The organism is Afifella sp. H1R (assembly GCF_021462425.1).
GTDB classification, from domain to species: Bacteria; Pseudomonadota; Alphaproteobacteria; order Rhizobiales; family Afifellaceae; genus Afifella; species Afifella aestuarii.
Genome location: NZ_JAKEDY010000001.1, coordinates 2,309,525 through 2,326,646, shown reverse-complemented (window position 1 = coordinate 2,326,646; position 17,122 = coordinate 2,309,525). Strand labels below are relative to the sequence as shown.

General features: G+C 62.9%; 17 protein-coding genes. 12 read left to right on the top strand and 5 right to left on the bottom strand.

The features are described 5' to 3' along the window. Positions 1–4: 4 nt before the first annotated feature. Positions 5–1,441: an O-antigen ligase family protein gene (locus L0F51_RS11055; RefSeq protein WP_234629412.1), complete on the top strand. Its 1,437-nt coding sequence runs from the start codon at positions 5–7 to the stop codon at positions 1,439–1,441. A 52-nt stretch (positions 1,442–1,493) separates the two neighbouring features. On the opposite strand, the gene L0F51_RS11050 is transcribed toward L0F51_RS11055, so the two are convergent. Together L0F51_RS11050 and L0F51_RS11045 are read right to left on the bottom strand one after the other, a co-directional pair. Then, complete coding sequence (locus L0F51_RS11050; protein WP_234629176.1) at positions 1,494–2,945, bottom strand: oligosaccharide flippase family protein; 1,452 nt, start codon at positions 2,943–2,945, stop codon at positions 1,494–1,496. After that, complete coding sequence (locus L0F51_RS11045) at positions 2,915–4,246, bottom strand: glycosyltransferase (RefSeq protein WP_234629175.1); 1,332 nt, start codon at positions 4,244–4,246, stop codon at positions 2,915–2,917. The genes L0F51_RS11050 and L0F51_RS11045 overlap by 31 nt, the downstream gene beginning before the upstream one ends. A 316-nt stretch (positions 4,247–4,562) precedes the next feature. On the opposite strand from L0F51_RS11045, the gene L0F51_RS11040 reads away from it, so the two are divergent. Further along, entirely contained in the window at positions 4,563–5,771 is a 1,209-nt protein-coding gene (locus L0F51_RS11040) for a glycosyltransferase (RefSeq protein WP_234629174.1), read from the top strand. Positions 5,772–6,290: 519 nt separating this feature from the next. Here L0F51_RS11040 and L0F51_RS11035 read toward each other — a convergent pair. Both L0F51_RS11035 and L0F51_RS11030 read right to left on the bottom strand, forming a co-directional pair. After that, positions 6,291–6,635: a hypothetical protein gene (locus L0F51_RS11035; RefSeq protein WP_234629173.1), complete on the bottom strand. Its 345-nt coding sequence runs from the start codon at positions 6,633–6,635 to the stop codon at positions 6,291–6,293. Between the two features lie 141 nt (positions 6,636–6,776). Further along, entirely contained in the window at positions 6,777–7,229 is a 453-nt protein-coding gene (locus L0F51_RS11030) for a hypothetical protein (protein WP_234629172.1), read from the bottom strand. 223 nt (positions 7,230–7,452) lie between these two features. Between L0F51_RS11030 and L0F51_RS11025 the strand changes: the two genes are divergently transcribed. Further along, positions 7,453–7,944, top strand: coding sequence for a 4'-phosphopantetheinyl transferase superfamily protein (locus tag L0F51_RS11025; RefSeq protein ID WP_234629171.1), 492 nt, complete (start codon positions 7,453–7,455; stop codon positions 7,942–7,944). On the opposite strand, the gene L0F51_RS11020 is transcribed toward L0F51_RS11025, so the two are convergent. Beyond that, on the bottom strand, positions 7,939–8,745 hold the full coding sequence (locus tag L0F51_RS11020) for an IclR family transcriptional regulator (RefSeq protein ID WP_234629170.1): 807 nt from the start codon (positions 8,743–8,745) through the stop codon (positions 7,939–7,941). The two genes, L0F51_RS11025 and L0F51_RS11020, sit on opposite strands and share 6 nt — an antisense overlap. Before the next feature lie 112 nt (positions 8,746–8,857). Between L0F51_RS11020 and L0F51_RS11015 the strand changes: the two genes are divergently transcribed. Genes L0F51_RS11015 through L0F51_RS10975 form a run of 9 tightly spaced genes read left to right on the top strand, consistent with a single transcriptional unit; the run spans position 8,858 to position 16,732 of the window. Then, on the top strand, positions 8,858–10,210 hold the full coding sequence (locus L0F51_RS11015) for a UbiD family decarboxylase (RefSeq protein WP_234629169.1): 1,353 nt from the start codon (positions 8,858–8,860) through the stop codon (positions 10,208–10,210). Next, a complete protein-coding gene (locus L0F51_RS11010) occupies positions 10,197–11,228 on the top strand; it encodes a glutamate cyclase domain-containing protein (RefSeq protein ID WP_234629168.1) in 1,032 nt (343 codons plus the stop codon). The genes L0F51_RS11015 and L0F51_RS11010 overlap by 14 nt, the downstream gene beginning before the upstream one ends. Then, positions 11,213–11,941, top strand: coding sequence for a hypothetical protein (locus tag L0F51_RS11005; protein WP_234629167.1), 729 nt, complete (start codon positions 11,213–11,215; stop codon positions 11,939–11,941). Before L0F51_RS11010 ends, L0F51_RS11005 begins: the two co-directional genes overlap by 16 nt. Continuing rightward, a complete protein-coding gene (locus tag L0F51_RS11000) occupies positions 11,938–13,038 on the top strand; it encodes a histidinol-phosphate transaminase (protein ID WP_234629166.1) in 1,101 nt (366 codons plus the stop codon). Before L0F51_RS11005 ends, L0F51_RS11000 begins: the two co-directional genes overlap by 4 nt. Further along, positions 13,035–13,829: an ABC transporter permease gene (locus L0F51_RS10995; RefSeq protein ID WP_234629165.1), complete on the top strand. Its 795-nt coding sequence runs from the start codon at positions 13,035–13,037 to the stop codon at positions 13,827–13,829. Before L0F51_RS11000 ends, L0F51_RS10995 begins: the two co-directional genes overlap by 4 nt. A 13-nt stretch (positions 13,830–13,842) precedes the next feature. Then, positions 13,843–14,619 (top strand): ABC transporter ATP-binding protein, encoded by a 777-nt coding sequence (locus L0F51_RS10990; protein WP_234629164.1) that lies wholly within the window; start codon positions 13,843–13,845, stop codon positions 14,617–14,619. Between the two features lie 18 nt (positions 14,620–14,637). Next, the gene (locus L0F51_RS10985; RefSeq protein ID WP_234629163.1) at positions 14,638–15,648 is read left to right on the top strand and encodes an ABC transporter substrate-binding protein; all 1,011 of its coding nucleotides are present in this window, start codon (positions 14,638–14,640) and stop codon (positions 15,646–15,648) included. Positions 15,649–15,667: 19 nt separating this feature from the next. Further along, positions 15,668–16,249 carry a UbiX family flavin prenyltransferase gene (locus tag L0F51_RS10980; protein WP_234629162.1) on the top strand — a complete coding sequence of 194 codons (582 nt, stop codon included), beginning with the start codon at positions 15,668–15,670 and terminating at the stop codon, positions 16,247–16,249. Beyond that, positions 16,250–16,732 carry a pyridoxamine 5'-phosphate oxidase family protein gene (locus L0F51_RS10975; protein ID WP_234629161.1) on the top strand — a complete coding sequence of 161 codons (483 nt, stop codon included), beginning with the start codon at positions 16,250–16,252 and terminating at the stop codon, positions 16,730–16,732. It begins immediately after the preceding gene. The last annotated feature ends 390 nt before the right edge of the window (positions 16,733–17,122 follow it).

Genomic DNA, 17,122 nt, shown 5'->3' with positions numbered 1-17,122 from the left:
GCAGGTGCAGGTTCTGGCGCTGATCGGCATCATCGCCGCGCCGGCGTTCACGAGCGCGGCCAGCCATCTGCGGCTCGGCCTTCCGGCGGGGGCTCTTGCCGTTGCCGTTTTCTTTCTGCTGCGAGGCGATATGAGGCGGTATATCGCCTTCTGCCTCTGGCTCTTCCTTCTGACGCCGTTCATCCGGCGGATGGTCGATTTTCACGCCGGCTTTCTCGATTACAGCCCTCTGCTGCTTTCGCCTTATGCGGCGCTCGCCCCGTCTGCCGGCGCCCTTGCCTTTGCCATGGCGAATCTCCGTCACCCGATGTCGGCCGGGCTTCTCCTCGTCGTTGCCGCCGCGGTCTATGGGCTGATGCTGGCTGCTCTCAACGGCCAGTTTCTCCCCGGCGCCTATGATTTCCTTCTCTGGGTGCTGCCGGCGGCATTCGGCATGTTCGTGGCGTGCAACCCCTCCTGGGTCGGACAGCTGCGGCGCGATCTCACCGTGTTTTCGCTCTTTGCGGGCATCGTTCTCGGCCTCTACGCGCTCTATCAGTTTCGCTACATGCCCGGCTGGGACGCGCTCTGGATGAAGAAGACGCTCATGCCGACGATCGGCGAACCCTATCCCTATAAGGTTCGCGTCTTCGCCACGATGAACTCGCCCGCATCTTTGGCCTTGTTTCTGCTCCTGCCGCTGTCGATGCTCATCGTTTCAAAAGACGCCCTGCGCTGGGTCGCTTTGGCGCTCGGCTTCGTGGCGCTCGGCCTCACGGCGGTGCGGACCGCCTGGGTCGGCATCTTCATCATCGGTGCTTATTGTTTTCTCCTCGGCTCAGGCCGCATCAGAACCTCGATGCTCGCGCTCGCCCTCGTGCTCGTGGTGGTGGCCCCTATGGCCCTGTTGAGCGACCAGGGAGCGAGGATCGTCAGTCAGCGGATCGAATCCATGCTCGATGCCCGCTCCGACGTCAGTGCCAATGAGAGGCTCCACGTCTATTCGGCGGCGTTCGAGGAAATGGAGCGGCACGTTTTCGGCTCCGGTCTCGGGGGATCGCGGGCAGATCCGGCCACCAAGAGCGGCGTTCAGGCGATGCAGATCGATAGCGGCCCGATCGCCGCGATGCTGGCGGTGGGGGTCGTCGGCGCTCTCGTTTATTACGTCGGGATCGGCTTCGTCGTTGCCTTTCTCTTCGTTCAGGGCGCCGCGTTGAGGGCGGAGGAGAGGGCGCTCGTTCTCGCCTCGCAGGCGATCGCCGTGTCCTATCTCGTGATGAGCCTCCTGATCCCGGCCACGTTCGGGGAGCATGGGGTCGTCTTCTGGTTCATGCTCGGGATGGGGGTGGCGCAGATTACGGCTGCGCGTGCGAAGATGCGACTGCCATCACGGGATCGAGCCTCGCTGGATGCCGGTGTCGTGGCCGGCCCTATCGCCGCCACCCTGCCCACGCATCCCTGATCGCCGCTTTCAGGCCGGATCGATGGCCGGCAGCGTGTCGTCTGGCGGCCTCTTACAGATGGATGAGCCGATCACGCAGATAGCGGAGGTCCGCAAGGGTCAGATAAGGACGCGGCAGCGGCAGCTTCAGCGAGATCTTGATCCCGATCAGGATGAGGGTGAGGCGGAGAAGCGTGACCGCGAGGATCGCCCAGGCCGCTCCGAGTGCGCCGTCACGGGAGGCCATCACGTAAACCGAGACCAGCATGGCCGCAAAGCATGTCGCCTCCACGGCGGAGACATAGCCCGGGCGGTTCAAGGCCTGGAAGAGCTGCGCGCTGATATTGGCGAGGCCGAAGATGATCGCCTCGGCAAGAAGGACGTGGAAGATCGGAACCACGGGCGCGAATTCCTGGCCATAGAGCAGCACCAGGAGCGGCGGTCCCCACCACATGCCTGCCAGCCAGGTGATCAGAAGAAGGGCAAGGGCAAAGCGAAAGGTCTGGTCGAAATGGCATTTCGCAATGTTCGCTTCGGCCCTCGCCATCTTGGAGAGGAGCACGCTGTTGATCGGCATGATCCACGCCATGGCGATGCGTGAAAAGCTGAAGGCGATCACATAGAAGCCGAGCTCGGCGGGAGCGACGAGGCCGATCAGGATCAGACGGTCGGTATATTCCGCACAGGTGGTGACGATGTCGGCGGGCCCGGCGCGCAGGCTGTAGGAGAGCATCGATCGCGCATGGCGTCGAAAATCGCCTCGGGCGACGCCCATGCGGACCAAGAAGGCCGGAACCTGCGTGACGAGAGCCAGGCTGATCCCCGCAATCGACGCCAGGACGGCGGCTTGCCAATTCAGGTCGGCGAAGCCCAGCACTCCCATCAGCGCGAAGAAATAGAAAAGGTTGGGAGCGAGGCGGCCGTAATTGTTGAAGGTGAAGGCGCCCAATCCGATGAGGACGCAGCACAGAAGCGCCTGCGAACCGCCGAAGATAGAGGCAAGAGCTGCGATGCGGGCGTAGAGGATCGCTTGCTGATCGTACTGCGTCATCAGGTGGGGGATCGCGAGGAGCGCGGCCGTCAGAACGAGGCTTCCCCAGCCGGCCGCCAGCACAAAAGCGATCTGCGCGATCCTTGCCCGGTCCTCGCGGTTCTTGGCCACATGATAGGTCGTGGCGGCGCCGATGCCGGCCGTGGAGATCAAGGCCAGGAACTGCGTCCAGAGCACGACCGCGGAATAGATGCCGCGACCGTCCGGCCCGAGCAGCCGCGCGGTGATGATGCCGGTGACGATGTTGACGAAGAGGATGGCGGCAAAGGTCGCCATCGATTGCATGACGGCATAGATGGCGGTGGGCGCTTTGAGGATCCGGCCCGGTAGATGCAGGAGGCTCGCTGCGAGAATGGCGCGCATGGATGGGGCGGCCGCGGCGCCATCGCCATTGATGGGCGCGATGTCGACGGCCGCGATGTCGGCTTTCGCCTGATCGGCTCCTACAACCACAGGGCGGGCTTTCGGGTGCATTCGGGCCCGTCTTGATTGGCGGTGCCGGGATTGCCTTTGATGAGAGCCGGGTTCGCCTGTGAGGAGTCCGGCCGAGAGGCCGCGAAGAGGCCCGGATGCCAGCGCCGACCCGAGGTGGTTTCTTCGCAGGCGAGGCGCATCCTGCGGTCGCCGAGAACCCTCTCGTAGATCTCGGCAATACGGGCCCGGAAGACGTCCGGCGAAAACTGCTTCCGCGCGATGCTCGCGACAAAAGAGGCAGGTACGTGCTCTTGCTGTCTCAGGACCGCGAGCACGGCCTCGGCCACGGCGTCCGCGTCGTCCCTGGGGACGAGAGTGCCTCCCGTCTCCGTGCAGACGGCCTCGCGCACGCCGCCGATATCCGTGGCGACGACCGGTCGCCCCACGATTTGTGCCTCGGCGAGGACCATGCCGAAGGATTCGTTGCTCGTTGAGGTCAACGCCACGACGTCCATCCCCGCCATCCACGATGGCATGTCGGCCTGAAAGCCGGTGAAGGTGACGCGGCCGCGCAAGGCCGGGGTCTCCGCCATGCGATGGAGACGCTTTGCGTAGTCTTCCTTGTCTTTGAGGGCGAGCGGGCCGACGACCCAGAAATGCGCGCCGGGCTCCTGGGCTGCGATCTTCTCGGCGGCCTCAAGGAAAATATGCTGCGCTTTTCGCGGCTCGATGACGCCGAAGATGCCGATATTGTAGCGCGCGCCTTTCTCCACGATCGGCGCGGCCGGGCGTGCTCTGGCCGCCTTTTCGATGAACTCCGGATCGACGCCGTTCGGGACGATCTCGATGCGTTCGTGGGAGACGCCGATCGTCTCGAGAAGTTCGCGGCTCGCTCCGGAAACGCAGATGAAGCGGTCGACATGACGGGCGGTCCAGCGGAGCGCGAGGTGGTGCTGTGGTTTGATGGGCAGGACTTCATGCACATGCATGACGACCGGAATGCCGAGGCGACGGGCGGCGGGGAGCGCGTACAGCGCACCGACAGGGTGGTGAACGTGGACGAGCTTGATCTCTCCGGAGGCGAGCAGTCGTCCAATCTGGCGGCTGCCGGCGCGCCAGGCCTGGAGATAGTGCCATAGCGCGAGAGGGTCCGAGGTGGCGCGCATCCGCTCGAAGCCGCAATCGGAAAGCGGGATCGAAAGCGAGCGGGCCGCCGCCGCAAGATCACCGCCGCCGGGGCAGGCGAGGATAGGGGAATAGCCGTAAGGCTCCATTCCTCGCGCGAGCGTCAGGATCACGCGCTCGGCGCCGCCGAGAAAGCCGACGCGGCTCACATGAAGAACGGCGCGCTCTGCACACATGCTGGGACCTCTGTCTTCAACCCTTGGCGCACGGGCGCGGACCCGTGCCGAGCGTCGGCTCAGAACGGCGTGCCGTTTGGCTAAGTTTTTAGATGAAGACGGAATATTCTTGGCGCAGTCAATATAGAATGCTAATTAAATTATAATTATGCTAATTCCTGGATGGACCAGGCGCTCGAATGGTGGAAAGCCGTCGCAGAGCGGGTGCTGCGGGATCGGGGCTGCGCTTGGGGCGCACGCGCCTGGTCGCTGTGCCAGCCGGCCGTCGTCTCCTTCGGGAGCGGCAGGGCGAGGGGTTTTCGGGTCTGGAGGGAGAATGCGGGTTGCTCTGATCCACGAAGCGCTGACCGTCTACGGCGGGGCCGAAAAAGTTCTCGAGGAGCTGATGCGGATGTTTCCGGAGGCTCCCGTCTTCGTTCCGCTCTACGAGCCGTCGGCGTTTCCTGAGATTTTCCATAAGGCCGATATTCGTGCCACTTGGATCAACCGGCTGCCGCTGGTGCGGCGCCATCACCGGGCGCTCTTTCCCCTCTATCCTCTGCTGATGAGCTCGATCGACCTTTCCGGCTACGACCTCGTCATCAGCAGCTCTTTCAACTTCGCGCACAACGTGGTCACGCCACCGGAGAGCTGCCATGTGTGCTACTGCCATTCTCCGCCCCGCTTTCTCTGGGACTACAATGCCTATGCCCGGCGCGAGGGCTTTGGCGTCTGGAAACGGCGGGTCGTGGAATCCATGCTGCCGCGGCTTCGTTCCATGGACCGAGCCGCGGCGCAGGGGGTCGATTTCTGGGTGAGCACGAGCACTCTCGTGGAACAGCGGATCCGGAAGACCTACCGTCGTCGCAGCACCATCATTCCCCCGCCCGTCGATGTGAACGAGTTCCGGCCGGGAAGTGGTCGTGGCGAGTACTTTCTGCTCTTGATGCGTCTCGTCGGCTGGAAGCGGCCCGATATCGCCGTCAAAGCCTGCAGCGAGCTCGGCGTGAAACTCGTCGTGGCCGGTGACGGCCGGGAGATGCGGCACCTCAAGGCCCTTGCCGGGCCGAGTGTCGAATTCGTCGGTCGCGTGGACGGGGAGGCAAAGGCCGAGCTTTATCGCAATTGCACCGCCCTGATCCTCACCTCGGTGGAGGATTTCGGCATCACGCCGCTTGAGGCGATGGCCTCCGGGCGTCCCGTGATCGCATTGGGTGAGGGGGGCGCTCTCGACACGGTCGTCCCCGGCGAGACCGGGGAGCTGTTTGACGAACAGACCTGCGAGAGCCTCAAACGGACCCTCCGACACTTCAATCCGGAGCGCTATGATCCTGCTTTCATTCGCCGGCATGCAGAAATTTTCGACAGCCGCCAGTTTCGGACAAAGCTGAACAGCTTTCTCGGTCGCTCGGTCCGTCTCTATTCTCGGAGGATGAGCGAAACCAGTGTCGCCAGCGTCGATGAGCCAGACCTCGGCGGCAGTCCGAAGGCGAGTTCTCCGGACTGGCAAGCGGAGCCTCGGTTTCCGGCGCGAATGCGCCTTTGAAATTTGTGTACCGGCAGGTGTTCGATAGTCATACCTTCCGGTCACGCAAAGAAACCGGAAAGTTCCCTTAGAAAATGCGTCGTATTTTAATCCATTTTGCAAGGCATCTTGTTATGCTTATAATTTCTCCATATAATTTTCGCAGGTCATTGCTTGTAGGTGAGGGGTTTATGCCGTGTCGCAATATCTCCAATGGCGAAAGCTGTGAGCAATGCCGTTTCTGGGCGCGTCAAGGCAAAAAATTTGCCGGCGAATGTCGTCGTTATCCGCCGCATTATGCGGAAGGCTCGCTTGGGCGCCCGCTGGAGTTAAAGCGGGTCTATCCGATGGTGCCGCCGACGGATTGGTGCGGAGAGTTCCGGCCGAGAGTGGCGGAGCTGCTTTAAGCGCGGATCGCGCTTCAGTCGGGGCTCGGGCGCCGACATGTCGAGGCACATTCGATGATCACACCGCTGTCTCCGGAGGTCGGCGGTGCGTGATTTCGGGATGCGTGATTTCGGGGATGCCGCGCAGAGGCCGCTATGGGCGCCGATCGTTTTCCCAGATCGTGTGGATGCGATGCGCGCTTGGTGTCGAGATCTGAAACAGCCTTGCCACTTCGATCTGTTTCATGCCGCGATCGAAGGCGGCATAGACCGCGGTCTTGCCGAGGCGCGTCAGCCGGTCGCCCTTTTTCCAGGCGGGGTTGAACGCGCTGAGGTCGACAGGACTGGCCTGCCCGCCCGGGCGGATTTGTGCGATGGCCTCGTCGAGCGCAGCCGCTGCGGCGAGGCAATAATCGCGTTGCGCCTCCAGGTATCTGACTTTCGCCTCCGGTGAGAGGATTTCGTATTCAGGCCTCTCCAGGAACGGCCGCATCATCATGTTCGAAATTCTCCCTCCGGATTGCTGATCGGAGACGCCAGGTGGCCTGCCGGGCGTCCCGAATCGTTGCTTCCCAGCCTAAATCTTGTTCATGGTCGCACGAATTTCTAGGGCGATAGGATAAAATTGCGGCGTCTACTGCTACATTTTGTTGACTTTTTCTATTTTCTTGATGTGATGCCAAGCTAAGGAATCCGCGACCCCTGCCGTCTCGGACCGATGCCGCTGCAGATTGAAGGTGTCGAGGATATGTTGGCGTATCGGGGCCTCTTCCTTGTCTGTGCTGCTGTCGGATGCTGGTTCGCCTTGTATTGGGTGGTGGGCTGTGCGGCATCGGCAGAAAGCGGTGCGTGTCAGGTTCCGGATTCCAGGCGGATCGCCATTCCGTTCGAATTCGCTCGGACGTTTCTCTCTCCTTTCTACCTTGGCTATGCGCTGAATGTCGGTGTCCTCGTGCCGCAGGTCGCGGCCGATCGAATTGCCCTCATGCGCAGCGAGGCGGGGAGCCCCATCGAGAGAGAGGCAGGTATAAACCGGGTCCTGCTGCGCCGGAGTGGGTGATGTCGTGTCACCTTCGCTGGCTGAAGACGACATCCACATCTGGACCTGGCGGCTCGACGGCGATTTCCTGAGTGCGTGCGGTGACTGGCTCACCCCTGAGGAGAGAGATCGCTGCGCAGGGCTGTCTGAGCCTCATGCTCAGATCCGCTTTGCCGCGGCCCGCAATGGTCTCCGGTTTTTGCTGGCCCATTATCTCGGTAGCGAGCCCTCGGACGTCGTTTTGAAAGAAGGTCGGTTCGGGAAGCCTTGCCTCGGCTTGGATGCCAGCCTGGCGTTCAATCTCTCGCATGCCGGTGACATCGCTGCCGTCGCACTGTGCCGTGGCGGTGAAGTGGGGATCGATATCGAGGCGGAAACGGCGGGGCATATCGAGCTCCGCAGGATCCTCTCGGCGGAGGAGGAGCGGCAACTTCACCTGCTCGGCCTGCCGCTCGATCGTTCCGTTCTGCTTCAGATCTGGGTCTGGAAGGAGGCGGTGTTGAAGGCGTCGGGCCTCGGCCTGACGGTCGATCCCGATACAGTCGTTCTCACTTTCGACCGGCAGGGGCGCCGGCTCCTGGCGCGAAGCGGTGCGGTTCCAGATTTCGGCTCCTATGGGCTCCGGAGTTTTGTGCCGGTGCCGGGGTTTGTCGGAGCCGTGGCCGTGACGCGGGAAGGTCTGCGGGTGCTCTCTTTCTCGCTTTGCCGCGCACACCTGAACGGGGCATGCCGGATGCGGCCGGACGGGGGCCGGATCAAGGCCTCATAACTTGCCCGGGCCGCCCTCCGTGCAGCCCATCTCCAGAGAGATCCGCGATGCCGCATTGCAGACCTGCCTGACCAGCTCATCCTGGCGGGCCTCGTCGAAGCGGTACATGGGCAGCGTGATGGTGATGGCGCCGACGGGGCGGTGCCGAAGGTCGCGTACGATTGCAGAAATGCCGCCTGCATCTTCCGAAAGCTCGCCGCGATTGATGGCAAAGCCGCGCATGCGGATCTCGTCGATCTGGCCGCGAAGTGCCTGCGGGTCGGTGATTGTGTGGGGCGTATGGCGCGGCAGGGTCTCTGCGAGGATCGCCTCGATCTCCGCTTCGGGCGCAAAGGCCAGAAGCAGCTTGCCCGAGGCCGTGCAGTGGGGTGCGTTGCTTTGGCCGGGCCCTGCATAATGCGTAATCGCATTGGTGCCGATGACCTGGTCGAGGCTGATCGCTTCCAGCCCGTTCCAGACGCTGAAGCTCGCCGTCTCGCCTGTGTCGTGCGCCAGGCGCTCCATGTGTTTGTGGGCGATCGTGGAGATGCCGCGGCTCGTCAGGATCGGCGCTGCGATGGCGATCAGGCCGATGCCCAGGATGATGCGTTCGCTCGCCGGCTCGCGCTCCAGAAGCCCCTCGTCTTCGAGCGTGGCGACGACGCGTGAAATCGAGCTTTTGTGGAGCCCGATGCGGCGCGCGATCTCGTTGATGCCGATGCTTCCGCCGGCCTGCGACACGCAGCGCAGAACCTCCACGGCGTGCCTTGCGGCGGCAACTCCGGGACGGCGGGCGGTCGGTTCTGCTGAATTCTTAGGCATCGCTGCATTCTGACCTTTTCGAGGCATCTTGTGCTTGACCTCTGTCAGATGAAAGTCAATCATAGCTAAACGCAACAGCGTTGCGCAATGCGCAACAACAGGAAACGATTTGATGAAGGCCAAAACGGCATTCCGCGAGGTGGTGCGAGAACTCGAGGCGCGAGGCGCCCTTGCAACCGTCTCGCGGCAAGTTGATCCCAAGCACGAACTGACGGCTGTCATGCGGCAAATGCAGAAGGGCGAGAACAAAGCGCTTCTGTTCCGTTCCGTTGCCGGTTCCGACCAGCAGGTCGTAACCAATGTCTTCGGTTTCCGCAGCCACGTGGCGGCTGCCCTCGGTCTCGAAGAGGCCGATCTGCTTTCTTCGCTCGTCCAATTGGAGAACCAGCGTCTTCCGACGGAAAGAGTAGACGAGGCTCCCGTTCAGGAAGTCGTCGTGGCCGGCGCCGATGTCGACGTCTCGCGCGATATTCCGCAGGTGGTGTTCTCGGAGCTCGATGCCGGGGCCTATCTGACGGCGGGTGTCCTGATCGCGCCGCATCCGGAAACCGGCGTCTACAATGCCTCATGGAACCGTTGCCAGCTTGTTGGCGGCGACCGGATGCGGGTGCGGATGATGCCGCCTCAGCATCTTGGCCGCTATCATCAGGTGGCCGAGGAGAAGGGGCAGAACCTCCCCTGCGCCATCGTCATCGGGGCGCCTCCGGGGGTGATGTTTTCCGCCGCCTCCAAGGTGCCGTTCGAAGTGGACGAGCTCGAGGTGGCCGGCGCCTGGCAGGGCAGCCCGTTGCGCGTCACGCGCTGCAAGACGATCCCCGTCGATGTACCAGCGGATGCGGAGATGGTGATCGAAGGAGAAGTCATCGCCGGCGTGCGCGAGGATGAGGGTCCCTTCGGCGAATTCACCGACGGTTACGTGCCGGTGATGAAGAACCACGTCTTCCGTGTGACCGCCATCACGCGGCGGCGCGATGCGATCTATCATGCGATCCTCGCCGGCGGCACCGAAGATCTCAATCTCGTCGGCGTTCCGATCCAGACCGAGATCTACAAAAAGGTCTCGTCCTTCGTGCCGCGTATCCGCGACATCGCCACTCCTGGCTATGTCTTCGGCTGCGTGATCTCCATCGAGAAGAAGAGCGAGGATCAGTCGAAGAATGCCGTGCTTGCGGCTCTTGCTGCCTATTCGTGGACGAAAGTCGTCGTTGTCGTCGATGAGGACGTTGATCCTTTCAACGCGGCCGATGTTCTATGGGCAATTCAAACGCGTGCGACGCCCGATACCGGCGTTTACGTTTTTCCGCGTGTGCCGAGCTATACACGCGAGGACGTGCGGGAGGTGCATCGCGGCAAGATCGGCATCGATGCGACCGTGCCGCTGCATATGAAGAAATTGTTCGAGCGACGACGCTTTCCGGGAGAATCTGACGTGCGTCTGGAGGAGTATATCGATGGCGGGTGTTAGCCTCGAGAATATCGGCGAGGCGATCGACCATCTGGTCACGGCGCCCATGTCGAATTGGACGATCCTGAAAGGCATTCCGCTTCTGAAGCTTTATGCGCGGGCCCGGGAGAAAGCTGGCGGGGAGGCGGTGACGCTGACGGCTACGCGCCTTCTGGAGAATCGCGTGGGGCCAGGTGACCGGGTCCTCGTTTTGAGCGGCTTCATCATGCGAGATTACGGGCTGCCGGAAACGGATGGGCCGATCGGCGCGGCCGTTCTGGCGCGCGCCCTTGCGGTCGGTCTCGGCGCCGTGCCGGTCGGTATCTCCGAGGCCTCTGTCGTGCCCTGCATGGAGGCGTGTTTTTCGGCTGCGGGTCTCATCCCGGCGGCGCCTGAAAGCCTCGGATCCGGACGCAATCGCTGCGCACTCCTCGACTTTCCTGTCGATGCGGCCGAGGCGGAGCGCGCGGCGGCCGAAATTCTCGACCGCTATCAGCCGAAAGCCGTCATCGCGGTCGAGCGGCCGGGCGCGGGCGCGGACGGGCATTATCACGGCGGCGGCGGTTTCGAGATCTCTGGCTTCACGGCCAAAACCGACGTTCTCTACCGGATGGCACGCGAGCGTGGCATCGCCACGATCGGTATCGGCGATCTCGGCAACGAGCTCGGCATGGGCACGGTCGCCGACGAGGTCCGGGAATATGTGCCTCTCGGCGAGACGATCGCCGCCGAACAGCCGGCCGACGTGACGGTCGTCGCCAATATCTCCAACTGGGGCGCTTACGGGATTGCGGCCTGTCTCGCCGCCTCGACTGGGCGGGAAGCCGCTTTCCACGACGGGCGAGAGGAAGAGCGGCTGATCGAGGCTTGCGTGCGCGCAGGCGCGATCGACCCCGTCGGCGGGCAGTTCCGGCTCTATGTCGACGGGACCGACGCGCGCACCAATGCGGCCATGGTCGATCTGTTGCGCTCGCTGGTCGTCTTGAGCCGGGAAGGTGCCAACGTCACAGACTATCAGACGTCATGGCAGAAGCGGTGACCGCGGGCTCCGCCCTCTCCAGGCGCCGCGTCGGCCTCATCGTGCCGTCGGTCAATGCGGTGATCGAGCCGGATTGTGCGCGTATCGCCTGGCCCAATGTCACCTTTCATGCGACGCGCGTCATGCTGCGCGAGACGACGCCCGAGGGCCTTCGTCAGATGAACGATGGCGTTGCGGCCGCCGCCGATCTCATCGCTTCCGTCACCCCCGATGTCGTCGCCTTCGCCTGCACCAGTGGCTCCTTCATCGACGGCGAGGAGGGTCTCGCCCGCCAGATCGCTTCGATCGAGGCGCGCGTCGGTTGTCCCGTCGTTTCAACTTCGCGCTGCATCGTCGCAGCGATGGCCCATCTCAACGCGACTAAGGTCGCCCTTGCGACGCCTTATCTCGACGAGGTGAATGCGGCCGAATTGGCCTTTCTTGAAAGCCATGGCCTGACGGTGACCAATCTGCGCGGGCTCGGGCTTTCCGGAAAGGCGATCCGCGAAGTGCCGCCTGAGCGTGTGAAGGAGCTGGTGCGTGATGTCGATACGCCGGACAGCGAGGCGATTTTCGTGAGCTGCACCGATCTGCGGGCGCTTGAGGTCGCCGAGGAGCTTGAACATGAATGCGGCAAGCCCGTTTTGACGAGCAACCAGGTCACATTGTGGGGCGTCCGCAATGCCCTCGGAGGGCTGCCCGCGATCACAGGTTACGGGAAGCTGCTCGCATGACGCTCAACCCGCAAAGCGCCGAAATGTCTGCAACGCGCCTCTACGAAGCGGAGACCTCGCCCGAGTTGATCGCCGAGCGGTACGGTCTTGCCCGCGAGGCCGTCATCGACTTCTCCCTCAACGTGAACCCTTTCGGCCCGCCGCCCGCTGCCGTCGAGGCCGCGCAGCGTGCCTGCGGTGCCATTCACCTTTATCCCGACCTCAATTATTCGCAGCTGCGGCGGGCGCTTGCCGCGCGCCACCGTGTCGACGAGGCGATGTTCTTCTTCGGCGCCGGGCTCGACGACGTCATCAAGCTCATTCTGCAGGCCTGGACGAGCGCGGGCGACGACGTCCTCGTGCATCTGCCGACGTTTCCGCGTTACGAGCTCGAGGCCTCCCTGCGCGGCTGCCGGATCGTTGCGGTGGAAAATGACGAGCCGGAGCTGATCGACGCGGGGCGGATCGAAAGCGCGCTTGTGGCGCACAAGCCCGCGCTCGCCTTCATCTGCTCGCCGAACAACCCGACCGGCGCGCGTCTCACCCGGAGCGAGATTGCGCGGCTCGCAGAAGCGGCGCCGGAGACCATCCTGGTCGTCGACGAAGCCTTGATCAATCCGGCAGAGGAGGGGGCCGTCGGCCTCGTCGCCAATCACCGCAATCTCGTCGTCCTGCGCACCTTCTCGAAATATTTCGGCATTGCCGGCATGCGCGTCGGTTATGCGATCGCGAGCCCTGATCTCGTGGCCGTCGCCGAGGTCGGGCGGCCGCCTTTCAACCTCGCTTTGCCGTCGCTCGACGCGGCGATCGCGGCCCTTTCGGATCGCGAGTTTCTGGCGCGCTGCAAAGCGACTTTTGCCGAAGAGTTCGCGCATTTCCTGACGGAGATCGCGACCGATCCGCGCCTTAAGGTGCGCGGCCACAACGCCAATATGATCCTCCTTGATCTCGGTGGGCGTGATCCCGGCGAAGCGGCCGAAAACCTCGCGCGCCGCGGCCTCATCGTCGCCGACGCCACGTCCTTCCACGGGCTTGAAAACGATCACGTCCTGCGCATTTCGCTGCGCTCACGGGCGGACAACGACAAGCTCATCAAGGCCTTGAAGGAGCTGCCATGACCGCCTCATCGGGACAGGCCGAGAAAAAGGGGCGGGGCAAGGCGCGCCTGCCCTTCGACAGCCTCATACTGTGCCTCGCCGTCGTCCTCGCCTGGCAGGCGGTCACGTATTTCGGCGATGTTCCCGCCTATCTCCTGCCGCCGCCTTCGGCGATCGCGGAGCGCATCTATTCCGATTTCGGACTGCTCTTCAGCCATTCTCTGGTCACCGCCAAAGAGGTCCTGATCGGCTTTCTTCTGTCGATCGTGATCAGCGTCCCGCTTGCCGCGATCCTGGCGCAGTTCCCACTGGTCGAGCGGATGCTCTATCCGCTTCTCGTCGCCTCGCAGACGGTGCCGAAGGTGGCGATCGCGCCGCTGCTCGTCGTCTGGTTCGGCTTTGGGCTGTTTCCCAAGATCCTGATTGCCTTCCTCATCTGCTTCTTCCCGATCCTGGTCGATTCCCTCGTCGGGTTTCGCTCCATGCCCAAGGAAATCGCCTGGCTCGCCCGCTCTACCGGGGCGTCGCGCTGGAAGGTCTTCCTGCATTTCCAGGTGCCGGCGGCTCTGCCGAACATCTTCGCCGGCGTGAAGGTGGCTTCGACACTCGCCATCGTCGGGGCAATCGTCGGGGAGTTCGTCGCCGCCGACAGCGGGCTCGGCTATCAGCTCATCGTGGCGAACGGCTCGCTCGATGTGACGCTCTCCTTCAGTATCCTGATCGTCTTGAGCGTCATGGGAATGTTGTTGTTTGCCCTCGTCGATCTCGCCGAGCGCCTGGCGCTTCCCTGGCATGTTTCGCAGCGCTCGTGAGGAGACGGTGACAATGGAGCCCGCCCTCGATTTTTCCGCCGTCAGCAAGACCTTCACGACATCCAGCGGGCCGGTGAAGGCTCTCGACGATGTCAGCTTCTCCATCGGCGAGGGTGAATTTCTCGCCGTCCTCGGGCCGAGCGGCTGTGGCAAGAGCACGCTCCTGTCTCTCGCGGCCGGGCTGGAGCGCCCGAGCGCAGGGACCGTCAAGACGGCGGGCCGCGTGATCGATCGGGCCGTCACCGACATCGGCATCGTCTTCCAGACCGATGCGCTGCTCGATTGGCGCAGCGTCCTTCAGAACGTGATGATCCAGCCGCAAATGCGCGGCCTCAAGACGAGCGAGTATGAAGGCAAGGCACGCGAGCTTTTAGAGCTTGTCGGGCTTGCCGGCTTCGAAGAGAAATATCCCTACGAGCTCTCGGGGGGCATGCGCCAGCGGGTCTCCATCTGCCGGGCGCTCGTGCACAATCCTTCGCTTCTTCTGATGGACGAGCCTTTCGGGGCGCTCGATGCGCTGACGCGCGAACAGATGGTGATGGAGCTACATCACATCTGGCTTCGCACGCACAAAAGCGTGATGTTCGTCACGCATGATATTCAGGAGGCGGTTCTCTTGGCACAGCGTGTGCTGGTCATGACGCCGCGGCCTGGTCGAATTGCTGAGATCATCGAGGTGGATCTCCCTCTCCAGCGCACACCAGACATCATGGAGAGTGAGAAGTTCACGCAGAAAGTCGCCCATATCCGCCACCTCTTCGAGGCACATGGTGTGCTGAAGAAGTACTGATATTTGGAGAAGGATCGAATGAAACTCACGCGACGCACCCTTCTTGTCTGCGCGACGGCGCTCGGACTGACCCTTCCCGCGGGGATGACCGAGGCCCTGGCGCAGGACAAAGACCTGAAAAAGGTCACCGTCCGTCTCGCCTTCAACTACAACGGCCACCGTTCGCCGTACCTCCTGGGAGTCGACAAGGGCTTCTACGAGGAAGAGGGCCTCGATGTGGAAGTCCTCGAGGGCAAGGGCGTGACATCGTCCATGCAGCTCGTCGCCAACAAGCAGGACACTTTTGCCATCATCGATCCGCCCTCGCTGATGCTGGGCGCGGCCCAGGGCATGCCGCTGCGCATCGTGGCGCAGCTGTACCAGGTGAGCCCCAATGCGGTGATCAGCTGGAAGGAAGAGAACATCAAGAAGCCGGCCGATCTCGTCGGCAAGACTGTTGCCACATTGCAGGGCGATACGACGACGACCATGCTCTATGCGCTTCTCGCCCGTAACGACGTCGAGCGTAACGACGTCAAGATCGTGGCGACCGACGGCGGCACCCGCAACCAGACTTTCCTGGCGAAGCGCGCCGCAGCGCTGACTGGCTTTTCCAACGATTCCTATCTCGGCATGAAGGCGACCACCGAGGGTGATGTCGACTACTTCATGTATTCCGATTTCGGCATCGACACGATGGGCGACGCTCTTGCCGCCAATACCGATACGATCGAAGAAGATCCGGAAATGATTGCCGCCTTCGTCAAGGCGACCTTGCGTTCCTATGCCTACGCTCTGGAACATCCGGAAGAAGCGATCGAATCCCTGATCAAGCGTTCGCCGACCCGCGACAAGGACGTGGCGGTGGAGAAGCTCAAGGCGACGGCGGAGCTGATGACCTCCGACGTGACCGACGAGCACGGCATCGGCTATTCCGACAAGGCGCGCTTCGAACAGACGCAGGAGCTGATGGCGGAATTCGGCGGGCTGACCAAGACGGTGGACGACGTCTCGGTCTATTACACCAACGATTTCCTCCCGAAGAACTGAAAGAGGTAGGTAAGTCCTCGTGCGCAAGCGTCTCGTCGTCGGTATCAGTGGTGCATCCGGTGTCATTTACGGGGTTCGGGCTCTCGACCTGCTTCGCGAGCTCGACGTCGAAGTGCATCTGGTGATGACCAAGTCCGCACAGATCACGCTGGCGCACGAGACCGACCTGAAAGTGGCCGATGTCCACGCCCGCGCCGATGTCGTCTACAAGCCTGAAGACATCGGCGCGGCAATCGCCAGCGGCTCTTTCCGCACGGAGGGGATGCTGGTGGCGCCGTGTTCGATCCGCAGCCTTTCCGAAATCGCCTGGGGTGTTACGGCAGGGCTTCTGAGCCGCGCCGCCGACGTCGTCTTGAAGGATCGCCGGCGCCTCGTCCTCATGGTCCGCGAGACGCCTTTGCATCTCGGGCATCTGCGCACGATGACCCAGGCGACGGAAGCCGGTGCGATCATCATGCCACCGGTCCCCGCGTTTTATGCCAAGCCGCGATCGCTCGACGATATGGTCGAACAAAGTGTGGCTCGCGCCCTCGACCTTCTCGGTCTCCACAACGACAAGGTTCGTCGCTGGGGCGAGCCGACGCCGCAAGCCGAGGCCTGAATGTCGGAAGGCGGCGAACACGGGGATGCTGAGCCCGGCCGGCTGGCGGAGGACGCTCTTCCCGACCCCCGCATCAACACGTTTCTCGCTTCGCACCACGTCCTCGCGCTTGCATGCTCGGACGGGAAAGAGGTCTGGGCTGCGAACTGCTTCTATCTCTGGCTGCCGCAGTCGGCTTCGTTCGTAATCTTGACCGATGGCTCGACCCGCCATGCGGAGATGATGCGGGCACGAGACGAGGTGGCGGGCTGCGTCGCAGGGCAGCCGGAGAAGGTCGAGGACATCAAGGGCGTGCAGTTCTCCGCACGGGCGACGTGCCTCCCCGACGCCTCTGCCGTTGCCGTGCGGGCGCTTTATGAAGCGCGCTTCCCGGTTGCGAGCAAGATGCCGGCTCCGGTCTGGCTCCTCGCGGCGGACTTTCTCAAATACACCGACAACAGTCTCGGCTTCGGCACGAAAATCCTCTGGCGCCGCGAAGACTGACCGGCTCGCCGGAGATGACATCTCCTTCGACGCAATGCTTCCAAGCACCTCGCACGACGGCGAAGCGCTCGTGCAGACGCCTCCGGTTTCTCCCGCAGCCGCGATACGGCAGAAGCGCTGGAGCAGGCCTCGCTTGAATCGCGTCTGCACCAAAAGGTTGTGCATCGGGCCGGGCTGCGCCACCTGTGTCATACGATAGCGCCGCCTCATCGTGCCTGGGCTTCGGCTATCATCCTTATTTTTAATAGAAATGATCGACCATTCATCTCGCGGAGCGAGCTCTCTGCGACAATAGACTCATGGTCGAGCTACGACCCTGGGTTTATATATCCTCTTCGGTTGCAGCAGGCAGGGTCCGCGCGGTCGTGAGAATTGCCGTGGTGTCGGTGT

Bases quoted from the DNA above. Each gene is read 5' to 3' on its own strand.
- L0F51_RS11015 (WP_234629169.1), top strand. From the start codon at position 8,858: ATGAAGGCCAAAACGGCATTCCGCGAGGTGGTGCGAGAACTCGAGGCG.
- L0F51_RS10985 (WP_234629163.1), top strand. From the start codon at position 14,638: ATGAAACTCACGCGACGCACCCTTCTTGTCTGCGCGACGGCGCTCGGA.
- L0F51_RS11005 (WP_234629167.1), top strand. From the start codon at position 11,213: ATGGCAGAAGCGGTGACCGCGGGCTCCGCCCTCTCCAGGCGCCGCGTC.
- L0F51_RS11020 (WP_234629170.1), bottom strand. From the start codon at position 8,745: ATGCCTAAGAATTCAGCAGAACCGACCGCCCGCCGTCCCGGAGTTGCC.
- L0F51_RS11000 (WP_234629166.1), top strand. From the start codon at position 11,938: ATGACGCTCAACCCGCAAAGCGCCGAAATGTCTGCAACGCGCCTCTAC.
- L0F51_RS11035 (WP_234629173.1), bottom strand. From the start codon at position 6,635: ATGATGATGCGGCCGTTCCTGGAGAGGCCTGAATACGAAATCCTCTCA.
- L0F51_RS10995 (WP_234629165.1), top strand. From the start codon at position 13,035: ATGACCGCCTCATCGGGACAGGCCGAGAAAAAGGGGCGGGGCAAGGCG.
- L0F51_RS10990 (WP_234629164.1), top strand. From the start codon at position 13,843: ATGGAGCCCGCCCTCGATTTTTCCGCCGTCAGCAAGACCTTCACGACA.
- L0F51_RS10975 (WP_234629161.1), top strand. From the start codon at position 16,250: ATGTCGGAAGGCGGCGAACACGGGGATGCTGAGCCCGGCCGGCTGGCG.
- L0F51_RS11030 (WP_234629172.1), bottom strand. From the start codon at position 7,229: ATGTCGTCTTCAGCCAGCGAAGGTGACACGACATCACCCACTCCGGCG.
- L0F51_RS11045 (WP_234629175.1), bottom strand. From the start codon at position 4,246: ATGTGTGCAGAGCGCGCCGTTCTTCATGTGAGCCGCGTCGGCTTTCTC.
- L0F51_RS11010 (WP_234629168.1), top strand. From the start codon at position 10,197: ATGGCGGGTGTTAGCCTCGAGAATATCGGCGAGGCGATCGACCATCTG.
- L0F51_RS11040 (WP_234629174.1), top strand. From the start codon at position 4,563: ATGCGGGTTGCTCTGATCCACGAAGCGCTGACCGTCTACGGCGGGGCC.
- L0F51_RS11050 (WP_234629176.1), bottom strand. From the start codon at position 2,945: ATGCACCCGAAAGCCCGCCCTGTGGTTGTAGGAGCCGATCAGGCGAAA.